Genomic DNA, 2263 nt, shown 5'->3' on the forward strand with positions numbered 1-2263 from the left:
GCTGTTACACGCGCTCGATCAGCTGGATGAGCAACCGGGCATCCTCGTCTTCATTCAGGCCACGTCGCCTTTCATCGACCCGGCTGACCTGGACTCGGCGGTATCCCGCGTGCTCAGCGGTGAGGCTGACGTCGTGTTCGCTGCCCGCGAGACGCACGCCTTTCTGTGGCGCCGATCGGCGGAGGGCGCGGTCGGCGTCAATCACGATGCATCCATTCGACTGCGCCGACAGGATGCCGAGCCGCAGTTTCAGGAAACTGGCGCGTTCTATGTCATGCGCGTCCCCGGCTTCCGCGAGGCCGGGTTTCGCTTCTTCGGTCGCGTCGACCTGGCCGTCGTTCCCGATCTCACGTCCCTGGAGATCGACACGCTCGACGACCTGACGCTGGCACGGGCGATTGCGCCGCTGGTGGCGCTGCCTGAACCCATCGATGTCGATGCCGTTGTCACCGACTTCGACGGCGTTCACACCAACGATCGCGTTCATGTCGGAGCGGACGGCACCGAGTTCGTGACCGCCAGCCGCTCCGACGGCATGGGGGTCGAATTGCTGAGGCGCGTGGGCATGCCCATCCTGATCATCTCGACCGAGACCAACCCCGTCGTGACGGTGCGCGCCCGCAAACTCAAAGTGGAAGTGCGGCAGGCCGTGAACGAGAAGGCCTCGGTGCTGTCGGGCTGGGCGGTCGAGCACAACCTGAATCTCGCCCGCGTTGCCTACGTCGGAAACGACATCAACGACCTGGCATGCATGGCCCTGGTCGGCTGGCCGATCGCGGTCGTGGATGCCCACCCCGAGGTCATCGCGGCAGCACGCGTGGTGCTGTCGAAACGAGGTGGCGACGGGGCCATCCGTGAACTTGCCGAACGCATACTCGTGCGCTCTGACCCACTCGACCCAACCCTGGAGGAATTATGGTCGCAATCGGCTCCCACTTCGTAGGTCAGGCGCACCCGGTGTATGTCATCGGGGAGATCGGCCTGAATCACAACGGTGACGTTGACATCGCCAAGCGGCTTATCGACGTGGCGGCCGATGCCGGCGCGCAGGCCGTCAAATTCCAGAAGCGCACGCCCGAAATCTCCACTCCCGACCACATGAAGAACACGCCCCGCGAGACGCCATGGGGCACGATGACCTACCTCGAGTACCGCTACCGGGTCGAGTTCGACCGGGAGCAGTACATCGAAATCGGCGACTACGCGACCGTCAACGGGCTGGACTGGTTCGCCTCCCCCTGGGATGAGCCCTCGGTCGCGTTCCTCGAAGATCTCAACGTGGTTGCTCACAAAGTGGCGTCGGCCTCGCTGACCGATTCGAGCATGCTGCGCGCGCTCGCCGACACGGGGAAGCCCGTCATACTCTCGACCGGGATGTCAACGATCGAACAGATCGACACCGCCGTCGAGCTGTTCGATGCCGACAACCTGGTCATCCTGCACGCCACCTCGACCTACCCGCTGCCGCCCGAAGAGGCCAACCTCAGGATGATCGACACCCTGTCACAGCGGTACACGGGGGTTCCCGTGGGCTACTCGGGGCACGAACGCGGACTCCAGGTCTCGCTGGCGGCGGTGGCGCTGGGTGCGGTCGTGGTGGAGCGACACATCACCCTCGATCGGACGATGTGGGGCTCAGACCACGCGGCATCGCTGGAACCCGGCGGATTCGAGCACCTGGTGCGCGACATCCGGATCATCTCCGAAGCTCTCGGCGACGGGGTCAAGCGTGTGTTCCCGGGCGAACTCGCGCCGATGGCCAAGCTTCGCCGAGTCGTGGCGTGAAAGTACTCGGCATAGCCGATTCAGATTCGTATACGAAGTGGGGAGCGTCGATACTTTCCCGCATGCCCGCCGAATGGCACCGCAGCCTCACCATCATCCGCACGCCGGCGCTGCCGAGTGACGCACAGCTGACAGCCGTTCTCGAAGGCACGGCGTTTGGTGTGGATGACACGCCCAAAGTCGATCTGAATGACCTCGCCGCGCTGATCGGGCGTGAGCGACCCGACGTGATTCTGCTGTCGGTGCGAGGCCCCGTGGTGAGAGTACTCGTGAGGATGATCGCCGCCTCCGCCGCACAACGACCCTTCATCGTCAGCGGTCTGCCGGGCATCTCGATCCCGGCGACGCTGCTCGCGCTGTACTACCGCTCGCAGGTCGACCTGCTCATCCTGCACAGCAAGCGTGAGATCGCCGCGTTCCGTTCGCTCGCGGAGCACTGGGGGATCGAGCAGGATTTCGGGCTCGCCACCCTGCCCTT

The 2263-nt window shown here is 64.6% G+C and carries 3 protein-coding genes; all 3 read left to right on the forward strand.

What is annotated here, in order from left to right:
* Positions 1 to 943, forward strand: a 943-nt coding sequence (locus tag RMN95_RS14400) for an HAD hydrolase family protein (RefSeq protein ID WP_309617600.1), incomplete at its 5' end; no start/stop codon positions are given.
* A complete protein-coding gene (locus RMN95_RS14405) occupies positions 913 to 1785 on the forward strand; it encodes an N-acetylneuraminate synthase family protein (protein WP_309617601.1) in 873 nt (290 codons plus the stop codon). The genes RMN95_RS14400 and RMN95_RS14405, both read left to right, overlap by 31 nt.
* Before the next feature lie 62 nt (positions 1786 to 1847).
* Positions 1848 to 2263, forward strand: a 416-nt coding sequence (locus tag RMN95_RS14410) for a DUF6716 putative glycosyltransferase (RefSeq protein WP_397545302.1), incomplete at its 3' end; no start/stop codon positions are given.

It is taken from the genome of Salinibacterium sp. (assembly GCF_031364185.1).
GTDB lineage: Bacteria > Actinomycetota > Actinomycetes > Actinomycetales > Microbacteriaceae > Rhodoglobus.